Origin of the sequence: Blautia ammoniilytica (genome assembly GCF_025566965.1) — a bacterium.
Lineage (GTDB): Bacteria > Bacillota > Clostridia > Lachnospirales > Lachnospiraceae > Blautia_A > Blautia_A ammoniilytica.
On sequence record NZ_JAOQJL010000004.1, the window covers coordinates 110,864 to 131,597 of the forward strand.

General features: G+C 41.8%; 21 protein-coding genes and 1 tRNA gene. 21 read left to right on the forward strand and 1 reads right to left on the reverse strand.

What is annotated here, in order from left to right; genetic code table 11:
• The first annotated feature begins 28 nt into the window (after window positions 1-28).
• The 17 genes from glmS to OCV61_RS03265 all read left to right on the forward strand — a co-directional run bounded on the left by glmS (window position 29) and on the right by OCV61_RS03265 (window position 17,632).
• Entirely contained in the window at window positions 29-1,855 is a 1,827-nt protein-coding gene (glmS, locus tag OCV61_RS03185; RefSeq protein ID WP_158420641.1) for a glutamine--fructose-6-phosphate transaminase (isomerizing), read from the forward strand.
• A 159-nt stretch (window positions 1,856-2,014) separates the two neighbouring features.
• On the forward strand, window positions 2,015-3,460 hold the full coding sequence (locus tag OCV61_RS03190) for a serine hydrolase (RefSeq protein ID WP_158420642.1): 1,446 nt from the start codon (window positions 2,015-2,017) through the stop codon (window positions 3,458-3,460).
• A 142-nt stretch (window positions 3,461-3,602) separates the two neighbouring features.
• Window positions 3,603-3,980, forward strand: coding sequence for a RidA family protein (locus tag OCV61_RS03195; protein ID WP_158420643.1), 378 nt, complete (start codon window positions 3,603-3,605; stop codon window positions 3,978-3,980).
• Window positions 3,981-4,128: 148 nt separating this feature from the next.
• Window positions 4,129-4,620 (forward strand): 2-C-methyl-D-erythritol 2,4-cyclodiphosphate synthase, encoded by a 492-nt coding sequence (ispF, locus tag OCV61_RS03200; protein WP_158420644.1) that lies wholly within the window; start codon window positions 4,129-4,131, stop codon window positions 4,618-4,620.
• Window positions 4,617-6,026, forward strand: a complete 1,410-nt coding sequence (cysS, locus tag OCV61_RS03205; protein WP_158420645.1) for a cysteine--tRNA ligase — start codon at window positions 4,617-4,619, stop codon at window positions 6,024-6,026. Before ispF ends, cysS begins: the two co-directional genes overlap by 4 nt.
• Window positions 6,011-6,433 (forward strand): Mini-ribonuclease 3, encoded by a 423-nt coding sequence (locus tag OCV61_RS03210; RefSeq protein WP_158420646.1) that lies wholly within the window; start codon window positions 6,011-6,013, stop codon window positions 6,431-6,433. Before cysS ends, OCV61_RS03210 begins: the two co-directional genes overlap by 16 nt.
• Window positions 6,434-6,450: 17 nt before the next feature.
• Window positions 6,451-7,182: a 23S rRNA (guanosine(2251)-2'-O)-methyltransferase RlmB gene (gene rlmB, locus OCV61_RS03215; RefSeq protein ID WP_158420647.1), complete on the forward strand. Its 732-nt coding sequence runs from the start codon at window positions 6,451-6,453 to the stop codon at window positions 7,180-7,182.
• A 26-nt stretch (window positions 7,183-7,208) separates the two neighbouring features.
• Window positions 7,209-7,805, forward strand: a complete 597-nt coding sequence (sigH, locus tag OCV61_RS03220) for an RNA polymerase sporulation sigma factor SigH (protein WP_158420648.1) — start codon at window positions 7,209-7,211, stop codon at window positions 7,803-7,805.
• A 410-nt stretch (window positions 7,806-8,215) separates the two neighbouring features.
• On the forward strand, window positions 8,216-8,719 hold the full coding sequence (locus OCV61_RS03225; protein WP_262582643.1) for a hypothetical protein: 504 nt from the start codon (window positions 8,216-8,218) through the stop codon (window positions 8,717-8,719).
• The gene (locus tag OCV61_RS03230) at window positions 8,716-9,411 is read left to right on the forward strand and encodes a hypothetical protein (RefSeq protein ID WP_158420650.1); all 696 of its coding nucleotides are present in this window, start codon (window positions 8,716-8,718) and stop codon (window positions 9,409-9,411) included. The genes OCV61_RS03225 and OCV61_RS03230 overlap by 4 nt, the downstream gene beginning before the upstream one ends.
• 116 nt (window positions 9,412-9,527) lie before the next feature.
• The gene (locus OCV61_RS03235) at window positions 9,528-10,205 is read left to right on the forward strand and encodes a hypothetical protein (protein ID WP_158420651.1); all 678 of its coding nucleotides are present in this window, start codon (window positions 9,528-9,530) and stop codon (window positions 10,203-10,205) included.
• On the forward strand, window positions 10,189-11,463 hold the full coding sequence (locus tag OCV61_RS03240) for a hypothetical protein (RefSeq protein ID WP_158420652.1): 1,275 nt from the start codon (window positions 10,189-10,191) through the stop codon (window positions 11,461-11,463). The genes OCV61_RS03235 and OCV61_RS03240 overlap by 17 nt, the downstream gene beginning before the upstream one ends.
• Complete coding sequence (locus OCV61_RS03245) at window positions 11,460-11,951, forward strand: signal peptidase I (protein ID WP_158420653.1); 492 nt, start codon at window positions 11,460-11,462, stop codon at window positions 11,949-11,951. Before OCV61_RS03240 ends, OCV61_RS03245 begins: the two co-directional genes overlap by 4 nt.
• The gene (locus tag OCV61_RS03250) at window positions 11,945-12,589 is read left to right on the forward strand and encodes a hypothetical protein (RefSeq protein WP_262582645.1); all 645 of its coding nucleotides are present in this window, start codon (window positions 11,945-11,947) and stop codon (window positions 12,587-12,589) included. Before OCV61_RS03245 ends, OCV61_RS03250 begins: the two co-directional genes overlap by 7 nt.
• A complete protein-coding gene (locus OCV61_RS03255; RefSeq protein WP_158420655.1) occupies window positions 12,582-15,647 on the forward strand; it encodes an MSCRAMM family protein in 3,066 nt (1,021 codons plus the stop codon). Before OCV61_RS03250 ends, OCV61_RS03255 begins: the two co-directional genes overlap by 8 nt.
• A 153-nt stretch (window positions 15,648-15,800) precedes the next feature.
• Window positions 15,801-15,873 (forward strand) — tRNA-Thr (locus tag OCV61_RS03260).
• Window positions 15,874-15,964: 91 nt separating this feature from the next.
• The gene (locus OCV61_RS03265) at window positions 15,965-17,632 is read left to right on the forward strand and encodes a glutamine--tRNA ligase/YqeY domain fusion protein (RefSeq protein ID WP_158420656.1); all 1,668 of its coding nucleotides are present in this window, start codon (window positions 15,965-15,967) and stop codon (window positions 17,630-17,632) included.
• Window positions 17,633-17,687: 55 nt separating this feature from the next.
• Here the strand turns inward: OCV61_RS03265 and OCV61_RS03270 are convergent, their stop codons facing one another.
• Window positions 17,688-18,065, reverse strand: coding sequence for a hypothetical protein (locus OCV61_RS03270; RefSeq protein ID WP_262582647.1), 378 nt, complete (start codon window positions 18,063-18,065; stop codon window positions 17,688-17,690).
• A gap of 185 nt (window positions 18,066-18,250) precedes the next feature.
• Between OCV61_RS03270 and OCV61_RS03275 the strand changes: the two genes are divergently transcribed.
• The 4 genes from OCV61_RS03275 to OCV61_RS03290 all read left to right on the forward strand — a co-directional run bounded on the left by OCV61_RS03275 (window position 18,251) and on the right by OCV61_RS03290 (window position 20,675).
• Complete coding sequence (locus OCV61_RS03275; protein WP_158420695.1) at window positions 18,251-18,841, forward strand: Maf family protein; 591 nt, start codon at window positions 18,251-18,253, stop codon at window positions 18,839-18,841.
• Window positions 18,842-18,845: 4 nt separating this feature from the next.
• Window positions 18,846-19,511: an HAD family hydrolase gene (locus OCV61_RS03280; protein ID WP_158420657.1), complete on the forward strand. Its 666-nt coding sequence runs from the start codon at window positions 18,846-18,848 to the stop codon at window positions 19,509-19,511.
• Window positions 19,504-20,325: an HAD family hydrolase gene (locus OCV61_RS03285; protein ID WP_158420658.1), complete on the forward strand. Its 822-nt coding sequence runs from the start codon at window positions 19,504-19,506 to the stop codon at window positions 20,323-20,325. Before OCV61_RS03280 ends, OCV61_RS03285 begins: the two co-directional genes overlap by 8 nt.
• A 92-nt stretch (window positions 20,326-20,417) precedes the next feature.
• Window positions 20,418-20,675 (forward strand): glyoxalase, encoded by a 258-nt coding sequence (locus OCV61_RS03290; protein WP_158420659.1) that lies wholly within the window; start codon window positions 20,418-20,420, stop codon window positions 20,673-20,675.
• Window positions 20,676-20,734: the final 59 nt, after the last annotated feature.

A 20,734-nucleotide genomic window follows, 5' to 3' on the forward strand; every position in this document is an offset into this window, starting at 1 on the left:
ATACACATACAAAACAGGAGGTAATCTCATGTGCGGAATAGTTGGATATATTGGTGACAAGCAGGCAGCACCTATTTTGCTGGATGGTCTTTCAAAGCTGGAATACAGAGGATATGATTCTGCAGGGATCGCTGTCTTTGACGGACAGGAGATCCAGATCAAGAAAACCATGGGCAGACTGAAAGTTCTGGAGGAACTTACGCATGGCGGCGAAACTATGAAGGGTTGCTGTGGGATTGGTCATACCAGATGGGCAACCCACGGCTGTCCTTCAGATGTGAATGCACATCCTCATTTTAATAAGGACCATTCCATTGCAGTAGTACATAATGGCATTATTGAGAACTATGCCAAATTAAAGAAAAAACTGGAAAATAAAGGCTATGAATTCCAGTCTGAAACAGATACAGAGGTACTGGTACATCTGCTTACAGATTATTACAAGGGAGATCCGATAGAGGCAATCGAGAGAGTGATGCATAGAGTAGAAGGCTCCTATGGACTGGGGATCATGTTTAAGGATCATCCCCATCATATTTATGCAGCACGTAAAGACAGTCCATTGATCGTAGGTGCAAGCAGCATGGGCAATCTGATCGCATCAGATGTGCCGGCTATCCTGAAATACACCAGAAGTGTATATTATATGGAGAATGAAGAGATTGCATGTCTTTCCGGAGAGAATATACATTTTTATAATATTGATGGCGAAGAGATCGAGAAAACACCTACAACCATTAACTGGGATATTAATGCAGCTGAAAAGGGTGGTTATGAGCACTTTATGCTGAAAGAGATATACGAAGAGCCTAAGGCAGTGAGAGATACCATCAGCCCCAGATTAAAGGACGATGATGTAGTGATCGAGGAGCTTGGGATGACAGACGAGGAGATACGCAGCATCCGTAAGATTGATATTGTTGCCTGCGGTTCTGCCAGCCATGTAGGTATGACTGCTAAATATGTGATTGAAAGCATGGCCAGGATTCCGGTAGAAGTAGATGTGGCAAGTGAGTTCCGTTATCGTGAGCCTATCTATGAAGATAATATGCTAGTGATCATTATCAGCCAGTCAGGGGAAACAGCTGATTCGCTGGCAGCACTGCGTGACGCAAAGAATCATGGAGTAAGAACACTGGGTATCGTCAATGTAGTAGGAAGCTCTATTGCTAGAGAAGCAGATAATGTAATGTATACATGGGCAGGCCCGGAAATTTCCGTTGCCACTACCAAAGCGTACAGTGCACAGCTTGCAGCTATGTATCTGCTTTCCATGAAATTTGCCAAAGTAAGAGGCATGCTCACAGATGAAGAATTTGCACAGCTGAGAAGTGACCTGATTCAGCTTCCAGATCAGATTGAATCCCTGTTTGGCATGAAAGAGAAGATTCAAAAATTTGCCAACCGTTATCTGGCTGCTGGTCATATGTTCTTTATTGGCCGTGGGATCGATTATGCCATTGCAATGGAAGGATCCCTGAAGCTGAAAGAGATCTCTTACATTCATTCAGAGGCATATGCGGCAGGAGAATTAAAGCATGGAACGATTTCCCTGATCGAGGACGGTACCCTTGTTGTTGCAGTAGCCACACAGGAGAAGCTGTATCCGAAAACAATCAGTAATATTGTGGAAGTAAAGACTAGAGGCGCTTTTGTAATGGCTCTTACCAATTTGGGACATACAGATATTGAGAAAAATGCAGATTATGTAATTTATATTCCAAAGACCAGTCAGTATTTTACCAACTCACTGGCCATCATTCCACTTCAACTGTTCGGATACTACGTTTCCGTAGGCAGAGGACTGGATGTGGATAAGCCCAGAAATCTGGCAAAATCCGTAACTGTGGAGTAGGGATACTTACTTATGTAATCGGCAATTACTCTGTAATGTTCCTGTTACATAAAACGCTCCGCAAGGATGAGACTAGTGCAGTGAAAATTAAGGCAAGTCAATATGGTGGTTACTTAATATTCACTGTATTAGATGCATAAGGAATATAAGGAGCAGTATATGAAAAGATACGCAAAAGTGATAGCCGTGGCTGTGGCAGTACTGGGGATCGTTATTTTTACAGTTAAGCCTCAGGCTGCTGGTGGCAGTCTTTTGTCTGTTACAGAGGAAGCACAGGTGCGTCCTATCCAGGACGGAAGCGGGATGTATCTTCTGAAAAGCGATGGATTTTATTGTCTGAAAGAAGATGGATCCAGAGATAATCGTCCAGCAGTTCATTATTTCAAGAATTTTACTATCGATGGGACTGTTTTTGAAGGATACTATTATCATGATGAAAGTGGGAAATTTCAGGCTCATGTGCCATATTTGGCTTATCTGAAAAACCTTTCTGTTTCATCTGAGGAAGACGGATATACAGCAGATGGATGTTATATGATCAATAATCTGGGCAGGATTTCTGCTGCACCTCAGATCAGGTATATCCAGCAGCTGACTCTAAATGGAAAAACCTATGATTCCTATTATTATTTCGATGAAAACGGCAAGATGAATACAGATCCTGGGATTTTTTATATTTCAATGGATTCAAATGGCAGAAGCTTTGATGGATATTATTATTTTGGAGAGAACGGGGTACTGGCTTCAGAGGCAGGGACCACTTCCCAGGGTTATGTATATGATGCAGATGGCAGGATTCAGAATATGGATGAGGGCGGCATACAAAGGCTGAAGCTATCTTTGCAGGAAATGGTAACAGACTTTGAAGGGGAATGGAGCATCTATGTAAAAGATCTTGGAACAGATGACAAGCTGGTGATCAACAACCAGAGGATGGCATCCGCCAGCCTGATCAAGGCCTTTGTAATGGCCGAGACCTATGATAATATGGATGTGGTTACACAGAGCGAAGAAAGCATCCTCAAGAAAGACGCTGGCAGTAAGGAGATATCAAAGAAGATAGGAGCCCTTCTTAGTAATATGATCACAGTCAGTGATAATGAATCATTTAATGAACTGGTTCGTCTTCAGACCAAGAAATATGATTTTGCAGCTGGTGCCAGAAAAATCAATCAATATCTTAAAGCAGAGGGTTATCAGGATACACAGGTGCTTCATACGCTTGCTCCCTCATCTACAACACCGGTTGGAATCGGAGAGAATAATACCACTTCTGTGAAGGATTGCGGACTTTTGCTGGAGAGGATCTACAGGGAAGAGTGCGAAAGCCGTAAGGATTCACAGGCAATGCTGGAACTGCTGCTTGGGCAGAAGAATCGTACCAAGATTCCGCAGGTGCTGGATGCATCTGTAACGATTGCAAATAAGACTGGGGAAACAGACACTACCCAGCATGATATAGCCATTGTTTATGGAAATCATACAGATTATATTTTATGTGTGATGTCAGAGAAGTGTCCTAAGGAAGAGGATGCCATAGATGATATACGGAAGATTTCTGCTATGGTTTATGAATATTTGGAAAATGTGCCGGAGGGAAGCTGACTCTTTCTCCTCAGGAAAATAGCTTGACCAGACTTGCTATATGATATATTATGATGAATAAAGGTAACTATTCAGCAGGCAGTATCCTGTGAGGTGCTGAATAGTTATAAAAAAGAGAAATCATTTGAAAGGAGAATGACAAATGAAAGTAGTTTATACAGATAAGGCACCGGCAGCGATCGGACCATATTCCCAGGCAATTATTCTGAATGATATACTGTTTACATCCGGACAGATTCCGGTTGATCCTGCTACAGGAGAGCTTGCAGGAGATACGATTCAGATTCAGGCTGAGCAGGTAATGAAGAATCTGGACGCTGTTCTTAAAGAGGCAGGGACATCTTTTGAGAATGCAGTTAAGACTACTTGTTTTCTTGCTGACATGGGTGATTTTGCACAGTTCAATGAAATATATGCAAAATATTTCGTGAATAAGCCAGCCCGTTCCTGTGTTGCAGTAAAAACACTTCCAAAGAATGTTCTCTGCGAAGTAGAAGTGATCGCAGCCATCGAGAAATAATCAGGCACATAAATAAATGATAAAAGCCGGGATACATCCGATTAGCTGATAGGATATTCCCGGCTTTTCAGCTTAAAAAGAAAGAGTGTAACTATTCAGCAGGGGAATGCATTTTGTACTGAATCGTTACGAAAGAGGAATACTGACAATGAGAATCGGAATGGGATATGATGTTCACAGGCTGACGGCTAACCGTGACCTGATTCTTGGAGGAGTGAAGATCCCATGGGAACTGGGATTGCTTGGGCATTCAGATGCGGATGTGCTGCTTCATGCTATTATGGATGCACTGCTTGGTGCGGCTGCACTTGGGGATATAGGTAAGCACTTTCCTGATTCAGATCCGGCCTATTCCGGTATTTCCAGTCTTGTGCTGCTTTCCCATGTGAAGAAACTAATAGATTCCAGCGGATATGAGGTTGGGAATATTGATGCGACGATTATTGCCCAGAAGCCCAAAATGGCACCCCATATTCCGGAGATGATCAGGAATGTGGCAGAAACATTGGAAATACCTGTGTCCTGTGTGAATATTAAGGCTACGACAGAAGAAGGCCTTGGATTTACAGGAAGGGGAGAAGGAATCGCTGCCCAGGCAGTGTGCCTTCTGAATAATAAGATGGAGGAAAGAGAATCATGAAGCTTTATAATACACTGACCCGCAGGAAAGAGGAATTTGTTCCTCTGGAAGAGGGTAAAGTAAAAATGTATGTCTGCGGTCCTACCGTATATAATCTGATCCACATTGGAAATGCCAGACCTATGATTATTTTTGATACTGTCCGCAGATACTTTGAATATAGAGGGTATCAGGTAGAATATGTGTCAAACTTTACAGATGTGGATGATAAGATCATCAAAAAGGCACTGGAAGAAGGTGTAAGTGCACAGGAGATTTCCGAACGCTATATTGCAGAATGTAAAAAGGATATGGCAGGAATGAATGTAAAGCCTGCTACTGTTCATCCACAGGCTACTCAGGAAATCGACGGGATGATCAGTATGATCCAGACCTTAATGGATAAAGGCTATGCATATGCAGCAGACGATGGTACTGTATATTTCAGGGTAAAGAAATTTAAAGAGTACGGAAAGCTGTCCCATAAGAATCTGGATGACCTCCAATCTGGTTTCCGTGCACTTCAGGTATCTGGTGAAGACCAGAAAGAAGATCCCCTGGATTTTGTGCTTTGGAAACCAAAAAAAGAAGGCGAACCTTACTGGGAATCTCCATGGTGCAAAGGACGTCCGGGCTGGCATATAGAGTGCTCTGTAATGTCTAAGAAATATCTTGGTGAAGAGATCGACATTCATGCAGGTGGGGAAGATCTTATTTTCCCACATCATGAGAATGAGATTGCCCAGAGCGAGTGCTGCAATGACAAGATTTTTGCACGTTACTGGATGCATAATGCATTCCTTAATATTGATAACCGTAAAATGTCCAAATCATTGGGTAATTTCCGTACAGTCCGTGAGATCAGCCAGCAGTATGATCTTCAGGTACTGCGTTTCTTCATGCTGAATGCACACTACAGAAGTCCGCTGAATTTCAGCGCAGATCTGATGGAGGCATCAAAAAATGCCCTGGAGCGTATTGTGGAGGCAGCTGGAAAGCTTGCGGACCAGAAAGACCATGCAGCAGTCAGAGAAGCTTCTCAGGAAGAAAAAGAACTTATCAAAGAATCTGAAAGCTTTGTTACAAAATTTGAAGATGCCATGGATGATGATTTTAATACAGCAGATGCTCTGGCAGCAGTTTTTGAATTGGTTAAATTTTCCAATACAAATGTAACAGGAGAAAGCTCAGCAGAGTTTGCAGGGCAGTTGTTCACTACAATGAAGGATCTGTGTGAAGTTCTGGGACTGAACGTGGAGAAAAAAGACGAAATTCTTGATAAAGAGATTGAAGATCTGATCCAGGAGCGCCAGGAAGCAAGAAAGTCCAAGAACTTTGCAAGGGCTGATGAGATCAGAGATGAACTTCTTGCAAAGGGGATTCAGCTTAAAGATACACGCGAAGGTGTAAAATGGAAAAGAATTTAGATAATCTTAAACAGCAGTTTCAATTGGAGGATAGGGACCTTAGGACCTATTCTCCCTTAACACTGGCATATATTGGAGATGGTGTTTATGAACTGATCATACGGACCATTTTGGTTAAGCGTGGAAACTGTCCGGTGAACCAGCTTCACAAAAAAGCCAGCAGCCTTGTAAAGGCGTCTGCCCAATCTGCAATGATCGAGAAGATCGAGCCTGTACTTACAGAGGAAGAGCATGGGGTTTATAAAAGAGGCAGGAATGCCCATTCAGGTACAATGGCCAAGCATGCCACAATGTCTGATTACAGAAGGGCCACTGGGTTTGAAGCGCTTGTAGGGTATCTTTATTTAAAAGAGGATTTTTCAAGGATCCTTGAACTGGTAAAGCTGGGATTACCCCAGGAATATTAAGGTGAAAGAGGAATAATATGAGTGAGCAGATAGAGGGACGCAATGCAGTAATGGAAGCATTTCGTTCAGGACAGGTGATCGACAAGCTTTTTATTTTGGATGGGTGTCAGGATGGTCCGGTAAGAAGTATTGCTCGTGAAGCCAGAAAAAAAGACACGATTATCAATTACGTGCCAAAGGAGCGGCTGGATCAATTAAGCCAGACAGGCTCCCATCAGGGAGTGATCGCCCAGATTGCTGCCTATGAGTATTCTACCGTAGAGGATATACTGGAAAAAGCAAGAGAAAAGGGCGAGCCGCCATTTATTTTCCTGCTTGATAATATTGAGGATCCGCATAATCTGGGAGCAATCATCCGGACTGCAAATCTGGCAGGGGCGCATGGAGTGATCATTCCCAAAAGAAGGGCAGTGGGCCTTACAGCTACCGTTGCCAAAACATCTGCAGGTGCATTGAATTATACACCGGTGGCAAAAGTAACAAATCTTGGAAAGACAATTGATGAACTGAAAGAGGCCGGTATCTGGTTTGTATGTGCAGATATGGATGGTGATAGGATGTATGACCTGAACCTGAAAGGTCCTATCGGTATGGTGATCGGTAATGAAGGAGAAGGAGTCAGCCGTCTGATCAGAGAAAAATGTGACTTTACAGCAGCGATTCCTATGAAAGGGGATATTGATTCTCTGAATGCTTCAGTTGCTGCAGGTATACTTGCATACGAGATCGTTCGTCAGCGACTTTCCTGAAACGCCTGTAAAGGGCAGGAGGAATTATGGAACAGTACAGTAAATATAGTGATGAAGAGCTGATTCAAAGACTGCGTGCCGGTGAAACGGGAATTGCGGATTATCTGATCGAAAAATATAAATATCTTGTACGGCGGAAAGCCAGAGCAATGTTCCTTATAGGCGGTGATACAGATGACCTGATTCAGGAGGGGATGATTGGGCTTTTTAAAGCTGTCAGGGATTATCATCCGGGAAAGGAAGCTTCTTTTGTTACCTTTGCACAGATGTGTATTGATCGTCAGATTTACAGTGCTGTTCAAAGTTCCAACAGACAGAAACATATGCCATTAAATACCTATATTTCGCTAAGCCAGGAGGATGAAGAAAGCCCCCTGGCGCAAGCATGGGTTGAAACACCAGAAGAGATCATCATAGACAGGGAGAATACCCGTGCCTTGGAAGATGAAATCAAATCTGCTTTAAGCCCAATGGAAAATACAGTGTTAAATTATTATTTAGAAGGAAAAAGCTATGCAGATATCGGGATGCTGATGTACAAGAATCCTAAGTCTGTAGACAATGCTTTACGAAGGATCCGCACAAAGATCCGTAATTATCTGGAAAAGAAATATGTTCTGTAACATTGTTTTTTCAGGTGTGAAAAGTTTTAGGCTTTTTTTATAGATCTTTATAGTTCTTTCATTGACTTTTTTTCTCTATTTGGTAAGATATAGCCATCTTATAAATATTTCAGCGTTACATTTCATAAATCTAATTTCTTTTGATCTTAATCTGATCATTTTTTCATTTTTGTATCTTTTTAAATTGAAAATTTGTACTATTTATTTTTGCACATGCCGGAGCATGTACATGTCTTTTTTCATTTCTGGAGGTGATTCCCTTGTGCTGATTCAGTAATTCTATGATTACAGTGTCAAAAGGTTTGATCCCACCTGTGTTTGCATAAGGGTGGGAGAATGACTTTTACTTCTGAAAAAAATGAACTTGAAAGGAGCTAAATAAAATCTATCAGAAAATGAAAAGAAAAATCATGATCTTATTTGCATTGGGGTGTATGACAGTTCTGGGAGCCGGGGCAGTTACCTATACCTATCTGACTGATGATGATGTGAAACAAAATGAAATAAGGGCAGCAGAAAATAAAGTACACATAGAAGAAGAATTTAAGCCACCGGAGGATCCGCAACCAGGCGATGTGATCGTCAAAAAGCCCTGGGTAGTCAATGACAGTAAAATTCCTGTCTATGTACGGATCAGAGTGCATTTTTCGGATTCGCGTGGGGAGTTACAGTGTGAACCTTTGCAGATTCACAGAAAATGGAACCGGCAAGAGGATGGCTACTATTATTATGATAATGCATTGGCAGCAGGTGAAAAGACAGAGCCCTTATTTGAAAGAATTCAGTTAAAGCCGGATTTGATAAAAGAAGAAATCTGTCCATTCGATCTGATTGTTTATACTGAATCTGTCCAGGCTTACGGATTTACAAATGCAGAGACTGCATTTGCAGCGCTTGATGGAGGGAAAGAATGAGGAAAAATATAAAAGCTATAGGGCTGCTTCTGGCGATTGCCTGCATTTCAGGGGCACTTTATCAGGGAACAGGTGCTTATCTGACAGATGAAAGAAAGGTTGTGAATCATCTGGATTTTGCAGGAGCGAAAGGGATGCAGGCAGTTCTTACAGAGCCGGCATGGGAACCGGAAAAAGGCCTGTTGGTGATTCCGGGAATAAAGCTTTTAAAGGATCCACAGGTTACGAATACATCGTCTATTGATATGGATGAACTGGTAGCTTTGAAAGTGGAATTTGTTTATACCAGGGATTCTGATGAAAGAAAAAAAGGAGAACAGCTGACAAAGGAAGACATGAAGCTAGTTAGCCAGGTATTCGAGATTGATTACAATTCAGATGATCCAAAGAAGGCAGATTGGGTCCGGTTTAAAGGAGAAAGCAGGGAAGATGTCAGGCAGTGCTTTTATTATAAAAAAGTTCTTGAACGTCAGCTTCCGGAGAAGGGAGAAACAACGGTGCCATTATTTACACAGGTACAAGTAAGGAAAGAAGTAAACAATCTGATGGCTGAAAAGATCAGGCAGATAGGCGGTGTGGAAATCAGAGTTTCAGGAAGGGTGCTTCAGCAGATGGAAGGGGAAAGGTATTTTGGACTAAACAGTCCAGAAGAGGCTTATCAGGCAGGATTGTTCCAGGAACTGGAATTGTAGAATGAAATATGTGGAAGGATTGTTGCAGGATGAAGAAAAATAATTTTTTACTGAGGGCAGGGAAAATAGTGATTTGTATATGCCTGTGTACAGCTGCGTTATGGAAAGGTGACACAATGTCTTTTTTTACAGATAAAGATGAAAAGATCAACTGTTTTACCACAGGCAACCTGACGGTAGGATTGAAAGAACCGGAGTGGGACCCCAAAAAGGATAATGATGGTAAAAATCTATATCCGGGGTGTACCTTATATAAAAATCCTACAGTTAAGAATATTACAGATAGCAGTCATGGGGAAGAACCCTGTTATGTACGGATGAAGGTGGAAATCCTGGACAAACAGGGAGAACCGATTTCTGACATGGAAAAACTAAATCTGATTTATAAAACAATATATTATGATCCGGAATTTAAAGGAAGCTATACCAATACAGGAGAATCAATTAAGCTTGTACAGAACCGGAAACCAGGATATTCCCTGAAGGAGATGACTTCTTATTCTATGATAAACCCATTGTGGGAAAAGGATACATACAGATCCGGGAAAGCAAGTCTTGTTTTTAATTATAAGGGAAAAGACGGAACCGGAATTTTGAATAATGGAGAAGAGTCTATGCTTTTTACCACGATTGTGATACCAACTGATTGGGATAACCGTCAGATTCAATTGGTGGATGGCTACAGGCTGGATATTTCTGTACAGGCAGTTCAGGCACAGGGAATCACTGCACCAAAGGAGGCCTGGGCTGTTATGGATCAGTTAACAGGAGGTGCAGATGAAAAAGATATTTAAAAAAATAATGATTACAGCGTCTGGAGTTCTTTTGCTTACCTGTACGGCAGCAGGAGCGTGGAAAATCTCCGGAAGATCCAGAAATGTTCTTATCACAGCTTCTTTTTCCAATCGGATTATTGAGGAATATCAGATACCGGATCATGTGAATCCAGGCCAGAAGATTTCTAAAATCGTGAATGTGAAAAATACCGGAACACGGGATAGCTTTATAAGACTTCGCATTACCGGAGTTCTGGGGAAAAGGAATACAGAAGATCAGCTGGTACCGGATCCATCCTTAGATCCGGCTATGATACAAATGGAGTTTAATACGGAAAAATGGAAGAATCTGGGGGATGGTTACTGGTATTATACAGATATTCTGGAACCGGGAAAGACGACAAAGGAGCCGCTTTTAAAAGGCTTTTGGCTTCGTAAGGAAGCAGACAACCAGTATAAGGGGAAGGATGGGGAAATCCTTGTTGAATTAGAAAGCATACAGGCTTCAAGCACAGCACTGGAAGATCTGTGGAAGGTAAAGAAAGAAGTTCTGGGGGTATCAGAAAGCAAATGCAGAGCCTGCGATACGGTAACAAAGGTTACTGTGAAGAAAGATTCTAAGATTGTGATCAATGAAGGAGATGCAGATCTGTTTGCAAATTTTAAAAACCTTCTTCCAGGATGCGCAAGGACACAGAGCATAAAAATAAATAATCAAAGTGGAAACAGTATGGATCTGTATCTGAAAGCAGAGGATAATTCCGGGAAATCGCAGACAGGCGTGATGAAGAAAAAGATAGAGACCTTTCTTGGAAAATATGCATTTATACAGGTAAAGGAAGGAAATAAAGTGCTTTACCAGGGTGCTGTGAATGGAAAAACAAAAGGATCAGGACAACCTTTGACAAAAGGGATTTTGCTTGGGAGGTTTTTGGGAAAAACAAAAAAGGAACTGGTTGTGAAGCTTTGGGTGAATGCGGAAATGGGAAATGAATACCAGAATCTTACCGGAAAAGTAGACTGGGTTTTTTATGGTGAAGAAACTGATCCGAACAATAAAACAGCAGACGATGCAGGAAAGAATGATCAGGCAGCGAATCCTTCATCATATGGCAATGCTGGCACCAAAATGGGTATGTCAGCCAGGATCAGCCCTAAAACAGATGATAGTTCAAAAATATCAGCCAATTTATGTCTTCTGGTAATTGGAATCAGTATGATAGCAATATACAAAAAGAAAGCAGCTGAATTTAAGAAAGGAAATTCGGAAAAATGAAAGACATTCGATCCTGGTTGGTGAGAATGACGGAAGGGGTGTTCTGTCTAGGCATGTTTATGATGGCTGTTCCTGTGGTTTTAGGAATGCAATGTTATACGGTGATTTCCGAAAGTATGGAACCTGAAATTCCAAAAGGCGCTGTGATTTATGTGAGAAAAATATCCTTTTCCAGGATCAGACCAAAGGATGTGATCACATACCGGATAGGGCAGAAGGAAGGTACGGTCACCCACCGGGTGGTAAGGATTGACGAAAAAAGGAAGGTGCTGTTTACAAAAGGGGACAGAAATGAAATTCAGGATGCATGCCCGGTGAAAGAAGAGCAGATCCAGGGAATCGTCAAAGGGTGTATACCTGTAGTGGGATATGGAATTTTGTTTTTTAAGACAAAATGCGGGATGGTGACACTGATAATTCTTCTGGTATTGGCAGAAGGGATCTGTCTGTTTATGAAAAGAAAGGAGAAGCAGAAACATAAATGCTGAAGGTGAACAGAAAAAAATATAAGATTTTGGCAGCAGTGGGGATGGGAACCTGTCTTATCGCAGGAGGCACATCAGCAGCTTATTTAAAAGATGCGGTTGGAGAGGTGCAAAATGTGATCACTGTAGGAAACATAAAAGCTGTATTAGAGGAACCCCACTGGAATCCGGAAAAGAAAATGTATTTACATCCTGGTGAGAGTACCCAAAAGGATCCGGTTGTGAAAAATACAGGGTTAAATGAGGAATATGCGTTTTTGGAAGTCCGTATACCGAAAAGAGAGATAGCTGTTGTTAATGACGATACAAAGATGAAAATGAACAAGGAATCAAGAGCGGTATTTACCTTTGAAGCAGAAAAAGGCTGGGAACTGGTGAGGCAGGAAGAACAGGAAGATCAGCAGGTCTATGTTTATGGATATCCGGAAATCTTAAAACCAGGAGAAAAGACGGAGCCTTTATTTAGAAATATTCGTGCGGTGAATTATCTGGAAGGAGATCTGAAAGGAGATGAGCTGCTAAAGGTTCAGGTAAAAGCGCAGGTGATCCAGACAAATGTGGAGGGAAAAAGCCTGTCGTTGATTTATCAGGAATTTTTGAAACAGGAGCAGACAGACCAGAAAGGGGAATCGTATGTATAATAAGAAAAAGAAAGGCAGGATACGCCTGCTTGCAGGTATGGTGGCTGTCTTGCTTTTGGCAGGAAGTGGTCTTGGATATGTACAGGCGGAAAATACCGAAAGCCGGAATGGGCAAAGCAGCCAGGAACTGGAAGAAACTTATCAGAATTGGGAAATCAAGGATGTTGATGAAAGTCTGTCCGAGAATAGTGGGGATGATTTAGCATCTGATCTTGAAGCTGCTGCTGAAATATCTGAAATACCTGAAGAAATTGAAGACGTGGAAGAGGTTATGGAAGAAACGGATTTACTCAACCAACAGGAAGCAGATGAAGAGTTTTCTGATGAGAATGGAGAAATCCATGAGCATATAGAGGATGAACTTGCTGATCCGGATTTGAAAAATGAAATAACTGCAGTAACAGAAGGTAAAGCCATCATTTCATCCGGATCTGAATACAGGCTTGTAACTGCCGGCAGTGAAGTTTATAAGGGAAACTATAATCTTCTGGGAGACTCTAATAACAGAAAGAAATTCGTATTTGTTCCTTTTAACAATGCAGGAAATGATGTTGCATATCTGGAAGTGGGAGGTGTGATCTATTTTGTCCCCAGGAACATGAATGCGGCGGGAAAGTATGGATTTCTTGTGCAGAATGTAGGGTTTAACAGTGAAATGAACTGCGGATTGGATATGCGTTTTACAGTTACAGGATATAAGGATTATGTGCTGGATGATAATGGAAATGGAGTATCGGGAATATATCCTGCTTTTGGATTCTGGAAAAAATATGGTTTATGTTTTGCATTTGGCGGAGCTGATCAGAATATCCGGATAGAGATTCTGAAACATGGAACAAGCATACCGGTAAAGGGGGATTATAGTTTTCGCTGGCTGGATATTGATGCAGGCCAGAGATTCGGGATCCGTCTCCTGGATGGTACCTTGGCAGGACGATATGCAATGAAAAGCTGTTCTGCTTACTATCAGAATGATTTTCCCCGGTTTAATCAGACCTACCAGATGGTGAATGCTGCTCAGAATACAGATTATCACGGAAAAACAGGAAAATGGATGGATGGTACTGTATATTGGGAATTGAAGGATTGCTCAAAATTGAATCTGTTGATCGCAACAGCTGGTAACTCTAAACAGGGACGCAGACCGGCAGAATCCAGTAGGGAGAAATATGCACAATACAGCACCGGAAAATTTCCTGAGGATACAGGAGTAGATATGGGGCTGCTTGCCTGGGATGGGGAATCTTATGGCGCAAGAGAGAATCCTCAGAAGATTTACAAATATGTAAGCAATACGGAGGTAAGCCTGGCAGAACTGGCTGGAAAAACGGAAAATCTGGTTGGAGCAGCAGGCGATTCATTTTATTACTATTTGACAAACCATGTTCCCGTAGAGGCGCCTGCATACTATTATAACCAATATACTATTGCGGATATGCTTCCGGTGGGAGCTGCTTATGATGGATCAGTACAGGTAATCAAAGGAGAGACCGGGGAAGATGTTACCGGATGGTTCCAGATTTCTACAGAAGGTCAGGGCATCACCTTTCAGTCGGTACACTTATCCAATAGCGACTTTTATGGTTCCACATATATTTTTAAAATACGGGTCAGGATGGATACAAGTCAGCTTCAACCTACAGCAGAAGGTAATTATCTGGTTTACCGGATTTCCAATAGTGCATCAGTCACAAGTTGTCATAAAACAGATACACAGGCGAAGACAGCTGTTTCGCAGCCGGTGTACACTATATTAAAAGAACTGGGAAAAGGAAAAATCTGTATCCGTAAAACGGATGCCGCCGGGAAAGAACTTCCTGGAGCCCTGTTTGAGATCCGGTCTGCTGAAAATATTTATTCTCCGGCAGGAGCTTTACTTCTGGAGGAAGGGACGATAGTGCAGCAGCTTACTCTGACATCCGGGAAAGGGATTTCAGACCCATTATATGCCGGAAAATATACGGTGTCTGAGATAAACCCACCAGCAGGTTACTGTGCAGATCCGATTCCCCAGACTGTAGAAGTGAAAAGCACCGGATATGAAAATCAGCCGTCAGAAGCTGTATTTATTAATAGTCCGACCACAGTATATCTGAAAAAAATATCTGAGCGTCTGGATGGGGAAAATGAGTATACACCATTACAGGGCGTAGGTTTTATGGTCTGGAATAAAGATAGTGGAAAGGAAACAGGACAGAAACTTTTTACAGATTCACAGGGGCTTATACTTTTAAGTGGATATATTCCTGGCACCTATTGTTATCAGGAAACCAACATACCGGAAGGCTATGCCGGAGACCTGATATCCGGAGAATTTGTGATTGATGAAAAAGGGCTGTGCCAGGGGGAGAAGGAGCATGTGATCCTGGTAGAAAATTCCTGTATTAAAGCGGAATTCTTAAAAGTTGATAAAAGTACCGGACAGCCGATTTCAGGTGCAAAACTTCAACTGACAGACGACAAAGGAAAAGTAGTTGAAACATGGGTTTCCGGTGAAAAACCATACAGGATCTACCGGATACCGAAAGGCCTTTACACATTGACAGAATTGGAAGCACCCGCAGGGTATAAAAAAGGAAAACCAGTAACCTGTCAGATAGAAGCAAGTGATCAGCTTCAGTCCTTCAGGATTATGAATGTAAAGTATGTAACTATAAAACTGCAAAAGACCATTCATAGTGAGGAAATCGTAAAGGCGCATGGAACGCCATGTTTCTTTCTGGGAGTCGCAGGCCAGGATCTGGATGGAGAATCATATACTCTGTTCAAAGAAGTACGTTTTCCTGAGGTTGGGATCCAGGAGAAAAAAGAGTATTCTGTGATGATAAGTTTTCAGGTGCCAGCCGGGCAGTATCAGGCTTTTGAAGAAAAAACAGCCAGATATATGCTGGAAGAAATACGAAATGTGAAAAATGGAAGTATAACTGCAGATGGCTGTGTAGACTTTCAACTGTCTGGGAATCAGGACGGAGAAGCGGAATTTGTGAATAAAAAAGTAACGGATGAATACTTAAGTCACACGGATTTTGTAAGAAATGTGATCATTCCGGCCAAGTGAAAAAATAAGTGGTGCCAGACAAAAATTAATGTGCCAGGTAAAAATATGCGTGCCAGACAAAAAATATGTGTGTCAGGCAAAAATAAGTGTTGACAATTAACCGGTTCTCTGCTAATATAATTGACTGTGAGCGGCAAAAAGCTTGCAGTCAGTGCTGCTGTGGCTCAGTCGGTAGAGCGTCGCCTTGGTAAGGCGGAGGTCACGGGTCCGATTCCCGTCAGCAGCTTTAAAGTCCTTGATTTTCAAGGACTTTTTTTCTAAATAAAAATGCTTACAAGCGGGAAAAAGTAAGACCATTAGCAATAGGAGGGGAAAAGATGGAAAACGAAACCATTTCCAAGAATTTTATTGAGAATATTATTGATAAAGATCTGGCAGAGGGAGTTTATGACACTGTTCATACCCGTTTTCCGCCGGAGCCAAATGGTTATCTGCATATTGGCCATGCAAAGTCTATTCTTTTGAATTATGGTCTTGCTAAAGAATACAATGGTAAATTTAATATGCGTTTTGATGATACAAACCCGACCAAAGAAAAATCAGAGTTTGTAGATTCTATTAAAGAAGATATCCATTGGCTGGGAGCAGATTGGGAAGACAGACTGTTTTTTGCGTCTGATTATTTTCCACAGATGTATGAGGCTGCTGTAAAGCTGATCAAAAAAGGTAAAGCTTATGTTTGTGATCTGACTGCTGAACAGATCCGTGAGTATAGGGGAACCCTGACAGAGCCGGGAAAGGAAAGCCCTTACCGCAACCGTTCTGTAGAAGAAAACCTGAATTTATTTGAAGAGATGAAGGAAGGCAAATATGGTGATGGAGAGAAAGTACTGAGAGCCAAAATTGATATGGCATCTCCAAACATGAATATGCGTGATCCTGTTATTTACAGAGTTGCTCATCGTACCCATCACAGAACAGGAGACACCTGGTGTATTTATCCAATGTATGATTTCGCACACCCCATTGAGGATGCTATTGAAGGGATCACCCATTCTATCTGCACCTTGGAGTTTGAGGATCACAGACCGCTTTATAACTGGGTGGTAGAGGAACTAGAGTATCCCCATCCGCCAAAACAGATCGAGTTTGCAAAGCTGTATCTTACCAATGTGGTAACTGGTAAACGTTATATCAAAAAGCTTGTAGAAGATGGTATTGTAGATGGTTGGGATGATCCGCATCTTGTATCTATTGCAGGTCTTCGCAGGAGAGGATATACACCTGAATCTATTAAGAAATTTGTAGAGCTTTGCGGTGTTTCCAAGGCAGACAGTTCTGTCGATTATGCAGCACTGGAATACTGCATCAGAGAAGATCTTAAGTTAAAAAGACCGCGTATGATGGCTGTTCTGGATCCTATCAAACTGGTGATTGATAATTATCCGGAAGATCAGATTGAATATCTGGATGCTCCTAACAATATGGAGAATGAAGCTCTGGGCAATCGGAAGATACCATTTGGAAAAGAATTGTATATCGAAAGAGAAGATTTCATGATCGAACCTCCTAAGAAATACAAAAGACTTTTCCTAGGAACAGAGGTACGCCTGATGAATGCATACTTTGTCACATGCACCGGATTTGAAGCGGATGATGATGGTACTGTACGGGTAGTGCATTGTACCTATGATCCGGCTACCAAGGGAGGTAATGCACCGGATGGACGTAAAGTAAAAGGGACGATCCATTGGGTAGAAGCAACCCATGCAGGAAAAGTCCAGGTTCGTCTGTATGAGAACATTGTAGATGAGGAAAAGGGTGTATACAATAAAGAAGATGGTTCCCTGAACCTGAATCCGAATTCTCTGGTTAAAGCAGAGGCCTATGTGGAACCTGCACTGTTGGAAGCAAAGGGATATGACAGCTATCAGTTTGTGCGGAATGGTTTCTTCTGTGCGGATATTCATGATTCAAAAGAAGGGCAGCCTGTCTTTAACAGGATCGTATCATTGAAGAGCAGCTTTAAACTTCCAAAAGCATAAAGATAAATAGAAAGGGGATGCAGCCTGTATTAAAGGCCTGCATCCCCTGAATTATTTATTCCACAGGAATTTCGGTTGTAGTTTCATCAGCTGCATCTTCCTGGGGAGCATCAGTAGTCTTATCAGTTTCATTCTTTGCTTCCGGTTGGGAGTTGTCAGCAGTTGTGGTTTCGTCAGCTGTATCTTCCTGGGAAGCGGCTGTAACGTCATTTTCAGTTTCATCGTTTGGAGATGGTTCCCAGGACTGGAATGCTTCTTTAGATTCCTTTGCAGGCTTTTCTTCAGATTCGTCCTGATCAAAGTCTTCATCATCAAAATCAAAATCCTCAAGATCCGTGCGATTTTTCAAAAAAGCTGCAGCAATAGCACCAGCAGCAGCGGCTGTCAGAGCGCCAACAGCGACAAATCCCCAGTATTTATTAATTTTTGCCATGGTGATATACTCCTTTCATATTATGAGTAAAACCAAGTGATTAGATTACTCATTTCTAATGTGTCCATTGTAATACTTTTGCCTGAAAAAGAAAAGAAAAATATAAAAGAAGTTGCATGGCAGTAAGGGAGAGGGTATACTATAGCATGTTAAAAATCGAAGAAAAAGAATTTGCAGGAGGAATTATGGATAATATTATTCTGGCATCTGCATCTCCGCGCAGGAAAGAACTTCTGCAGCTGGCAGGAGTAAGTTTTACAGTACTTCCTGCAACAGGAGAAGAACAGATCAGTACAGATATCCCATGGGAAGCGGTGGAACAGTTATCCTTCCAGAAAGCACAGATGGTGGCTGAAAGCCATTTTTGGGAAGAGGGAACTCTGGTTATAGGAGCAGATACCATCGTTGTTTATCAGGAAAAGATACTTGGAAAGCCAAAAGATGCAAAAGACGCAGTACAAACACTGCTTTGCCTTCAAGGGAATACTCATCAGGTATACACAGGTGTGACAGTTTTCAAAAAACAGGCTGGCCAGTGGCTTACCAATACGTTCTGGGAATGTACAGATGTTACGTTCTACCCGGTGTCTTTGGAAGAAATCCAAGCATATGTAAAAACAGGCGAGCCAATGGATAAGGCTGGAAGCTATGGGATCCAGGGGGCTTTCGGGATTTATGTAAAAGAGATTAAGGGAGATTACAATAATGTGATCGGCCTTCCTGTTGGACGGCTTTTATACGAAACGAAAAAAATGGGGATAAATCTGAAAGGATGAGATTATGAGAAAAGCGTGTATTTTCGATCTGGATGGAACACTGGCATTTACACTGGATTCAATGGCGACTGTGGCTAATCAGGTGCTTACAGAATTGGGACTTAGAGAACTTCCTACTGAAAAATTTAAATATTATTGTGGGGACGGGGCAGATATGCTGGTTCGCAGATGTCTGGAAGATGCAGGAGATCCCCAGCTGGACCATTATGAAGAGGCAAGAAAAATGTACAGAGAAAGGTTTGACCAGGATCCACTTTATAAGGTTTCTGTATATCCGCATATGATGGAAGCTTTAAATGCGTTAAAAGAAACTGGGGTCAAAATTGCTGTTTGTTCTAACAAGCCCCATATTGCTTCTGTAAAAGTGGTAGAGGAACTGTTTGGGGATCTTTTTGATGTGGTGATCGGACAAAGCTCCCAGATTCGCAGGAAACCTGCACCGGATGAACCTTTAAAGGCAGCACAGATCATGAATGTAAAGCCAGAAGAATGTATGTATTTTGGAGATACTGGCACAGACATGCAGACAGGAAAAGCGGCTGGCATGCTGACTGTGGGTGTGCTTTGGGGATATCGCACAAAAGACGAATTGATTGCAAACGGTGCAGATCTTCTGCTTGAAACACCGAAAGATATATGGAAAATTTACAGGGAGAAAAAAGATGATTAAATTGATCGCAAGTGATCTGGACGGAACTTTGCTGCTAAACGGAGCGCAGGATCTGCCAGAGGAAATGTTTGATCTGATTCCAAGACTGAAAAAAGCGGGGATTCTTTTTGCTGCTGCCAGCGGAAGACAGTATGCGAATATGAGACGTCTGTTTGCCCCGGTAGTATCAGACATGGCATTTATATGTGAAAACGGTGCATTAGTGGTAAAAGACGATAAGATCCTATATCAGGAAATCTTTGACTCAGACCTGATGAAAGATATCATCCAGGCAGTAAATGAAAAGGAAGGTGCAGAATATTCTTGCTCTACAAAAGATTTTTACTATATTCAGCCGAAAACAGAGGAATATTACAATCTGCTCAAGAATGTGGTGAAATGTGACTGTAAGGTGATCAAAGGTGTGGAGGAGATCACGCTTCCTTGTTTGAAAATGGCAGTATATGAGCCGGCAGGAGTTACAGATGAATGTATAAAATACTGGCAGAACCGGTTCAGTGATCGTTGTAAGGTTGTGACGTCAGGAACGGTATGGATTGATTTTATACCTTTTCAGACAAATAAAGCCATTGGTCTGCGAACTTTACAGGATATGTATGGTATTGCAGCAGATGAGTGTATAGCCTTTGGGGATGAATACAATGATATTGAAATGCTTCAGGCAGTAAAATACAGCTTTGCCATGACACATTCCAAGCCGGGGGTACGTGCTTCGGCAGATTTTGAGGCAGAAAGAGAAGAGCCGGTGTTGGAGGCTATTCTTCAGTCGGAGGGAAATATAGAGAAAATTCCCCTTACTCCGGCGAGAAGATAATTCCATGCAAGCAGGAGACACCACTAAATAGAAAACACAACTAAATAGGAAACACAACTAAATAGGAAACTGAACAGCAGGAGGAAAATAATATGTATACAGAAGAATGCATTAACATATTTCTGAAAAAACAGGGACAGCTTTTTGATGAACCAGTAGCAGAGAATCCGGAAGAGGCAGAGGCTTTTCTGGAAGACTGCATGGCGGTTGTGGTAGATTCCATCAAGGATGTAAAAGTATATCTGTCCGGAATGGGCGCAGATGTAGATGGACTTTCAGATGAAGAACTGGAAGAAGAAAGTGAAGTTTTTCCTCTTCCTGATGGAACATATTTGATCGTAGAAGGGTGAAACTGTCAGGTAAATCCATTTTACATGAAGGAAAAAAAGTCTGCTATAATACATATAGA